This is a genomic window from Yoonia sp. (assembly GCF_017854565.1).
GTDB lineage: Bacteria > Pseudomonadota > Alphaproteobacteria > Rhodobacterales > Rhodobacteraceae > Yoonia.
Map to the genome: position 1 here is coordinate 1 of NZ_JAFMHJ010000073.1, position 8,389 is coordinate 8,389.

Annotated in this window: 10 protein-coding genes; 5 read left to right on the forward strand and 5 right to left on the reverse strand. The window is 60.3% G+C overall.

Annotated features, from left to right (window positions below; genetic code table 11):
* On the forward strand, positions 1-324 hold a 324-nt coding region (locus tag QZ196_RS16505; protein WP_296428392.1), incomplete at its 5' end, for a transposase.
* A 9-nt stretch (positions 325-333) separates the two neighbouring features.
* Here QZ196_RS16505 and QZ196_RS16510 read toward each other — a convergent pair.
* The 3 genes from QZ196_RS16510 to QZ196_RS16520 all read right to left on the reverse strand — a co-directional run bounded on the left by QZ196_RS16510 (position 334) and on the right by QZ196_RS16520 (position 3,479).
* A complete protein-coding gene (locus tag QZ196_RS16510; RefSeq protein ID WP_296428394.1) occupies positions 334-807 on the reverse strand; it encodes a hypothetical protein in 474 nt (157 codons plus the stop codon).
* 66 nt (positions 808-873) lie between these two features.
* Positions 874-1,881: a glycosyltransferase family 2 protein gene (locus tag QZ196_RS16515; protein WP_296428395.1), complete on the reverse strand. Its 1,008-nt coding sequence runs from the start codon at positions 1,879-1,881 to the stop codon at positions 874-876.
* A gap of 2 nt (positions 1,882-1,883) precedes the next feature.
* Complete coding sequence (locus QZ196_RS16520) at positions 1,884-3,479, reverse strand: peptide chain release factor 3 (RefSeq protein WP_296428397.1); 1,596 nt, start codon at positions 3,477-3,479, stop codon at positions 1,884-1,886.
* Positions 3,480-3,609: 130 nt separating this feature from the next.
* Here QZ196_RS16520 and QZ196_RS16525 point away from each other — a divergent pair, with 130 nt between their 5' ends.
* The gene (locus tag QZ196_RS16525) at positions 3,610-4,230 is read left to right on the forward strand and encodes a hypothetical protein (protein ID WP_296428399.1); all 621 of its coding nucleotides are present in this window, start codon (positions 3,610-3,612) and stop codon (positions 4,228-4,230) included.
* Between the two features lie 41 nt (positions 4,231-4,271).
* Positions 4,272-4,826 (forward strand): hypothetical protein, encoded by a 555-nt coding sequence (locus tag QZ196_RS16530; protein WP_296428402.1) that lies wholly within the window; start codon positions 4,272-4,274, stop codon positions 4,824-4,826.
* On the opposite strand, the gene QZ196_RS16535 is transcribed toward QZ196_RS16530, so the two are convergent.
* Positions 4,823-5,791: a Hint domain-containing protein gene (locus QZ196_RS16535; protein ID WP_296428403.1), complete on the reverse strand. Its 969-nt coding sequence runs from the start codon at positions 5,789-5,791 to the stop codon at positions 4,823-4,825. The two genes, QZ196_RS16530 and QZ196_RS16535, sit on opposite strands and share 4 nt — an antisense overlap.
* 125 nt (positions 5,792-5,916) lie before the next feature.
* Between QZ196_RS16535 and QZ196_RS16540 the strand changes: the two genes are divergently transcribed.
* Positions 5,917-6,696 (forward strand): SDR family oxidoreductase, encoded by a 780-nt coding sequence (locus QZ196_RS16540; protein ID WP_296428405.1) that lies wholly within the window; start codon positions 5,917-5,919, stop codon positions 6,694-6,696.
* Between the two features lie 109 nt (positions 6,697-6,805).
* Positions 6,806-7,876: an ABC transporter ATP-binding protein gene (locus QZ196_RS16545; protein ID WP_296428407.1), complete on the forward strand. Its 1,071-nt coding sequence runs from the start codon at positions 6,806-6,808 to the stop codon at positions 7,874-7,876.
* Positions 7,877-8,099: 223 nt separating this feature from the next.
* Here QZ196_RS16545 and QZ196_RS16550 read toward each other — a convergent pair.
* Positions 8,100-8,389, reverse strand: a 290-nt coding sequence (locus tag QZ196_RS16550; protein ID WP_296428410.1) for a DUF418 domain-containing protein, incomplete at its 5' end; no start/stop codon positions are given.

Sequence of the window (8,389 nt, forward strand, 5' to 3'; positions counted from 1 at the left end):
AAATACCCAAAAGGTGTTGCCTGCCTGACAAAGGACAAAGAGGCGATGCTTGCATTCTTCGACTTCCCAGCTGAGCATTGGGGCCATCTGCGCACCTCGAACCCGATTGAAAGCGTGTTCGCCACAGTTCGGCACCGAACGGTGAGGACCAAAGGGGCGCTGTCACAAAAGACCGCAAAACTGATGGTCTTCACCCTCATTCAGGCCGCATCAAAGAAATGGCTGCGCCTCAAGGGCAGAAATCAGTTGCCAAAGGTTATCGAAGGAATCAAGTTCACAGACGGTATCGAACACACAAACGATACCGAAAACCGCGCCGCCTGATGATGCGCGTCACCCAAATTCAAGCATAGCTCGCTGAAACAGCCAGCCCGGTGCGACGCCATCATAGCGCCCGCGCCGGCCTTGCACCCGGATCGGCAGCCCGGTGCGGGCGGCGGCGCGAAACGCGGCTTCCGTCAGGTGGATAACGCCGACTTCGGCGCGCTGGCATCTGTCGATGCAATGGGTCAGCAGCCGGTCATGGCGCTGATACTGCAGTTGGATATCACCCGCATACATGGCTTCGACAATGGGGCCGTTGGGCACCCGGCGCCGGATGTTGGTCAGCAGGCCAAAAGCGCGCGTGCCGCCGCGTTCAATCACCACCGGACGGACGGTCATGATCGCCTTTCGGTCGCGGAAAATCTCATGTTCGGGGGTGAGGTATTCATTGAACCCGGTCCAATCATCATACCGCACGATCACATCCGCACGCGGGGTGCAGGCAGTCAGACCAAGAAACACGATGAGCAAGCGCAAAATCATGCCGTAGAGTTGCTGCAATATGGTTAACGCATCCTTTACACGACCGTGCTGGATGGGGGTCTTTCGTCAATCGGCGGCGCGTTCCCGGCTTTCAAGGTGGCGCCGCAGCAGTGTCTGTGCATGGCTGTGCCAGTGCCCGACCGTATCATCGGCCAACAGCCGGGCCATTTCCGCGTCAACAGCGGGCAAATGCCGCAGGATCGACCTATCCTCATCTTCGGTCCTGTTGTAGCGCGCAAAATATGCATCAGAGTGGCGGTCTGTAAAGTCATCAGACCAAGGATGCCTGTGGTCAGTGGGCACAAACGCACCGCCGCGCCCGCGTCGTCGTCGCAAAATCACCAAATCAGGATGTCGTGTCGCATAATGGTTGATTTGCGCCCAACGATAGGTTGGCCTTCCGGGCAAGTAAGACACCCCGGGCCCGCCCTCTTTTAACTTTTCGACTTTATAAGGCCACTTTGTCCGGCGAATTCTTTTGCCATTCCCATTCCACCAAACCGGCTTTTCGGCGATATGCGCATGATTGAAGAGCGGCCCATGACCCCAAAACCCCATGCCCTGAACATACTTATACAAAGATTTAAATGTGCGGTTGGCGGGGTAGGGTCCGACCATCCCGAAATCTGCCCGCGCGCAGCGACAAAACGTGGGGTGCAGTTGCCGATCTGGCCAGAGTTGCGCAGCATCCGCACCGAAAATGCGCCAGTTGAGACGAATACCATCTGCCCGCGCCACTGCCGTCAACAGATCATCAATCTGTCCATTCCCAAGGTGGATATTCAGAAACTCATCCAGATCCAGCCAGCAAATCCATTCGCCGGGCGAAATGACCTGCGTGGCCAAAAGGTTCGTGGCAAATTTGTCCTGCGCGCCGACGCCGTCGGATTTGGAAAAAGGCAAATATTCAATCTCGCCCAGCGCGGCCAACCGCGTCAGCATTTCATGGGACCCGTCGGTGCAGTCATTCGCGCCGACAATGAACCTTCGAAATCCGATCGCCTTATGATACGCCAGCCATTCGATTAGAAATGGCCCTTCGTCTTTCAGGCAGGTGATCAGGGTTGCGGGCAAATCTATACCATCATTTCCTTGGTCGCGGTCAGCGTGATGTCGGGGTAGTCACGCGCGACGCGGTCGATATCCCACTGTAGCCGGGTCAGATACACCGTGTCACCGTCATTGTCCGTCGCGATGTGCTGCTTGTTGGCGGCGACGAATTTATCCACCGCTTCTTTGCTGCCGGATACCCAGCGGGCGGATGTGAATTGCGATGCCTCAAACCGGACGGGCAGGCCGTATTCCAGCTCGATCCGGCTGGCCAGCACCTCGAATTGCAGGGCGCCGACGACGCCGACGATAAAGCCCGACCCAAAGGTCGGCTTGAACACTTTTGCGGCGCCTTCTTCCGAAAACTGCATCAGCGCCTTTTCCAGATGCTTGGCCTTCATCGGATCGCCCGCGCGGCAGCTTTGCAGCAGTTCGGGCGCAAACGAAGGAATGCCCGATACCCGGATCGCTTCGCCCTCGGTCAGCGTGTCACCGATGCGCAATTGGCCATGGTTGGGGATGCCGATGATGTCGCCGGCCCATGCCTCTTCGGCTAATTCGCGGTCAGCGGCCAGAAAAAGCACCGGGTTGGTGATGGCCATCTGCTTTTTCGACCGCACATGGGTCAGCTTCATGCCACGTATGAAATGCCCCGACGCAAGCCGCACGAACGCCACGCGGTCGCGGTGCTTGGGGTCCATGTTCGCCTGTACCTTGAACACAAAGCCCGCGACCTTGGATTCTTCGGGGGCGATATTACGTGGCTGCGCGGTTTGAATCTGCGGTTCCGGGCCATAGGTCCCGATGCCGTCCATCAGTTCCTTGACGCCAAATGAATTCATCGCAGAGCCGAACCAGATCGGCGTCATTGATCCGTTCAGAACGCTTTCGTGGTCCAGTGCGGGCAGCAGCGCCTTGGCCATCTCGATCTCTTCAAGGAACTTTTCCAGCAGATGCGCGGGCACATGGTCTTTCAGCTTGGGGTCATCCAGCCCGCTGATCTTGATGCTTTCGGCCACCTTGTTGCGGTCGGCGCGGTCCATCAGCTCCAGCTTGTCGCGCAGGATATCGTAACAGCCGATGAATTCACGACCCACCCCGATGGGCCATGACGCAGGGGTTACGTCAATCGCAAGATTTTCTTGAATTTCATCAATGATTTCAAACGTATCCCGGCTTTCACGGTCCATCTTGTTACAAAACGTCAGGATCGGCAGATCGCGCAGGCGGCACACTTCGAACAGTTTGCGGGTCTGGCTTTCAACGCCCTTGGCGCCGTCGATCACCATGACAGCCGCATCGACAGCCGTCAGCGTCCGATAGGTATCTTCGGAAAAGTCCGAGTGGCCGGGCGTGTCCACCAGATTGAACCGGTATTTCTCGAAATCGAACGACATCGCCGATGCGGAAACCGAAATGCCCCGGTCCTTTTCCATCTGCATGAAATCCGACCGCGTGCGCCGTGCTTCGCCCTTGGCGCGTACCTGACCGGCCATCTGAATGGCGCCACCATACAGCAGGAATTTTTCGGTCAGGGTCGTCTTGCCCGCGTCCGGATGCGAGATGATCGCAAACGTGCGGCGGCGGGCAATTTCAGCGGGAAGGGCAGGGCGATTTGTCATGGGCGATGCTTTATGCGTTCAGCGCGCAAAGGGCAATCGGTCCGCATCATACCGCCGCACTTTAACCAAAGCTTGGGGCTTTGCGGATATGCCTGCGGGGGGCATTGGGTCCGCACGGTGGCACAGGGCGATGAAACATATCAGATGGGTCTGGTGGGCTGCATGTCTGCTGTGCGGCTGCGGCGGCGGTGGGGGTGACGGCGGCGGCAGCGGCATTGACCCGCGTCTGGCCCGGCTCGACATCTACGAGGCGCAAAAACTGCGGGTCTTGGGCGATCCGGGTGCTGGGGTCATGGGCATGGCGGTGACGCCTGACGTGGCGGTGCCCGACAGCGGCAATGCCACGTTTGATGGCTCTGCCACGATCCGGATCGAGGCGGCTAACGCCTTGGTCCTGTTCGGCGATGCGGCCGTGACCGTGGCCTTTGACACTGCAGCGGTCAGTGGGACGCTTGATGGTTTCTTTGGCACCGACAGCGGCAATGCGGTGCTCGATTACGCCGGTGCAATCACGATTGATGGCGGCGGGGTCGGTGGGGCCACTGACAGTGACCTGCACATGGACTACGGCGGCGGCCTGACCGCACCGGGTGAGGCGTTGATTTTCGATGGCACGCTGACGGGCAGCTTTCTGGGCAATCCGCTGGCCGCCATCGCAACCGCTGATCTGGCGGCGGTGGTCGATCATAACGGCACCCTGACCGATGCCACGATCCTCGTGATCGGTGAACTGGCATTAACCAGCCCTTAACCCTGTTCCGACAGGCTGCACCCTTAGATATGCGGCGGATCATGTTCATTCTTTTCTGGCCCTTGGCGGCATGTGGCGGCGCTGGCGGCCCCATGGATGCTGCGCGCCTGTCAGATTTTGAAACCTTGGTGCAATATGCAGCGGCGCTGGATGTTACGCCTGCCGCGCAACTGCCCGACAGTGGTGCCGTGGCCTATGGCGGCGCGGTGGTTCTCAACCTGCCGACCGGCGGGGCGCATCTGGCACATATTGCCGACCTTGCGGTCACGGTCAATTTCGGCCCCGCCGATACGCCCATGACCGGAACACTCGACAATTTTCAGGCCGTGGACGGTAGCAGCCTTGGCGGGGTCCTGACGATCAGCGGCGGTGCCTTTGATCCGGGCGCCGATCCCGGCACCGCCTACCAATTCACCGCGCTTTTGTCCGGCAACCTGTCCGATGCGGGCAACACCTATGTGATCGACGGGGATATCGCCGGGGATTTTCGCGGGCGCAATGGCGACGCGATTTTGGGCGTGGTCTATGGTGACATCACCGGCCCTGCCGGGGTGGACATCTTCGATGGCGCGTTTGCGGCGACGGCGCTGCCCTAACGGGTCGAGGCCGCGCGCAGCAATGCCGCAGCGTTGGTCGGGTCGATCAGATGATCCTGCACGTCATAGCGCATATGCGTGCCCTGCGCATGATCGTGCTGTGGCGCATCCGCAGGCAGGCCTGCACGGGTCCCCGCATTCACCAATTGCGATTCCGCCGATATTCCTTCGGCAAAGATGATGTGATGTGCATCGAAAACCAGTTGGAAATATTCGACAAAACCGCCCTCGCGGCACACGACTGTATCGCCATCCACCAAATGGCGCGCCTTCACCAGAACCTCGGCGCGGCCCGCGCCCAGATGATCGGCCCTTTGATAGACAAACAACCGGTGCTCGGCGCGCAAGACCAAATCGTTCTCATTGTGCAGCGCCCCCTTGGTGATGACCACCGGGGCAAAGGCACCACTGGCGCGCAACGTGGCCTTGCCAATCCAGCGGATCGGCTGCTTGCCCTGATCACGGGTCAGCACCAGATCACCGGGTTGCAGCGTCTCGATCAGGCGCATCTGGCCATCGGCCATCGTGATATGCGTGCCCTTGGCGAATGCCCCACATGCGGCCTCGGCAAAGCGGCGGGTGGCTGTGTGGCGCTCAAGCCCGACCAGACGGTAATCAACGGCAGGCTGCAATTGCCCCAACGGCAAGACATACACATCCACCACCGTATCATCGGCGACCTCGACCAGAATCAACGCTTCATGGGTGCGCCCGTCAGGTGCCATTAGCGTCAGGCAGCAATCCAGATGAACGACATGCGCGGCGTTATCGGTGCGCTGCAAAACCCCGTCCACCGTGCTTTTGATCAGGGGCAGCGACAAGGTGCGACCGCGCGGCGACACCTGATAGACGTCATCCATCACCAACTCATCGGCAAACGAAATCGGCTCCCCCAGCGCGACACCATCTGTCGCCAGCATGTCGTCGGCGCGAAAGACTTCAATGATCAGTGGTTCCGGGTCCATGATCGCGCTTTACACCGCAGCGGCGGACCCGCCAAGTGCGAATGCAAAACCGCCCCTCACATTGCCGACAGGGGATCGCAGTGCTAAGTCCTTGCGGGAACAACAATCACAACGAGGTATCGGTTATGGATCTGGGCATCACAGGAAAGCGCGCATTGGTTTGCGCATCTTCAAAAGGGCTGGGGCGCGGCTGTGCCGAAGCGTTGGCCGCAGCCGGGGTCAATCTGGTTCTGAACGCGCGTGGCGCTGACGCTCTGGAAGCGACGGCAACCGAGATTCGCAGCAAATATGGTGTCGATGTGGTCACTGTCGCGGCCGATGTGGCGACAGATACGGGGCGCGCGGCTTTGCTGGATGCGGCGGGCGACGTTGACATCCTTGTGAACAATGCCGGTGGCCCACCTCCGGGCCTGTGGTCCGATTGGGAACGCGATGATTTCATTGCCGCATTGGACGCCAATATGCTGGCCCCCATCGCGCTGATGAAAGCGTTGATGCCGGGGATGATCGACCGGGGCTGGGGCCGGGTGGTCAATATCACGTCCGGGTCGGTCAAGGCACCTATTCCGCAACTGGGCCTGTCCAACGCCGCACGCGCCGGCCTCACCGGCTATGTTGCGGGGACATCGCGGCAGGTCGCGCAATACGGCGTGAATATCAACAACATGCTGCCCGGCATCCATGCCACTGACCGCGCGGTCAGCCTCGATACCGGCGTGTCCAAGGCACAGGGCATTGATATGGCAGCCGCCAAGGCACAGCGTCAGGCAACGATCCCCGCCCGCCGCTACGGCACAGCCGCTGAATTTGGCGCGATGTGCGCGTTTCTTTGCTCGCAGCATGCCGGGTTCATCGTGGGCCAAAACATCGTGCTGGATGGTGGTGCGATCAACGCCACGATTTAAACCCGCCGATCCGCACAGACAGGCACCGGGCGGCCGACCTTGCCCCGGTGCCATTGTGTTGTTAGATGCGCTATACCTAATCGTTTCAGTCAGGGATCATTCCCCCGCCATGCAAGCCCCCCGCCTTGAAATCAAGAACATCGTCAAGGATTTTGGCGACCGCCGGGTGGTGGACGACATCAACCTGACCGTGATGCCGGGACAGGTGACCTGCCTTCTGGGCCCATCTGGCTGCGGCAAATCGACCACGCTGCGGATCATCGCGGGCGTTGAAATGCAAGACAGCGGCACCATCCACGTCGATGGCACACTTGTCTGCGACACCATCACCCGCGTCCCCCCCGAAGGCCGGTCCATCGGGCTGATGTTTCAGGACTTTGCCCTGTTCCCCCACCTGACCGTCGGCCAGAACGTGGCCTTTGGCCTCAAACGTGGTGAAGCCGCGCCAAGGGTCAAGGCCCTGCTCGATAAGGTCGGTATGACCCGCTATATCGACGACTATCCGCACCAGTTGTCGGGCGGCGAACAGCAGCGGGTCGCCTTGGCGCGCGCGCTGGCGCCCAAACCGCGCATCATGCTGATGGACGAACCGTTTTCGGGCCTTGACGACCGCCTGCGCGATGACATCCGTGATGAAACGCTCGAAGTGCTCAAAAGCGAAGGCGCGGCGGTGCTGCTGGTCACCCACGAGCCGGGCGAGGCGATGCGCATGGCCGATGAAATCGCCCTGATGCGCGATGGCCGGATCGTGCAGCGCGGTGCGCCCTATAATATCTACAATGCCCCCGTTGACCTCAGGGCGGCTGGTTTCTTTAGTGATATCAACGTGATCAGCGGCAAAGTCGAAGGCGCGTTGACCGATACCCCCTTTGGGCAATTCCTGGCCCCCGGCGTGCCCAACGGCACCGAGGTCGACATCGTGATCCGTCCACAGCATCTGAAAATCGACTTTGACAGACAAGGGCGCGGCCCGAACCCAACCCCCCAGGACGGCGCCCCCGCGCGCGGCATCGTCCAGCGGGCGCGGTTCATGGGCGCGTCGAGCCTTGTGGAATTCCGCATGGATTTCGACGGCTCAGTTCTGCGCGCGTCGGTGCCATCGGTCTTCCTGCCCAAACCCGGCACGCCCTTGTGGATCATGATCCGCCGCGACCGGTGTTTCGTGTTTCCACGTCGCTAAGACCGCCGCAAAATACCTGCCCACCTCAAGAACGACCGCTCCGAGGCCACTTCACCGGATGCGGCGCTGTGGACGAACGGCAGCAATGCGCAGTAAGCGGAGTTTGCAAAGTGGCGAACAGAGGGCAACCTTTGAGAGACGACCGGCCATCCCAGACATTCGGTGTTTTCGCGTTTGCCCGGACTTAAACCGATGTGCTGTAGTCGGCTGTTGCCTTGAGGCCTCAGACGCGAAACCCAGAATAGGTGATCCGTCGCAAGACCCATTCGAAAGGACCGAGCGCAAAGCGGGAACGCCAGATGAGCAGCGCACCCATCAGACCCGCCGTCACGGCGATGGCGATGGCAACGGCGTTCAGCCGGTCCACCGCACCCCATAGGCCCAGCCCGTAGCCCGAGAAGGTCGTCGAGAGGATGATCGACTGGCCGAGATATATGCTCAGGCTCGATCCACCTGGAGCTATGCGGGAATTTGGGTGATGGCGTGATTTGAAGGGCGGCGTATCGTGGCGGG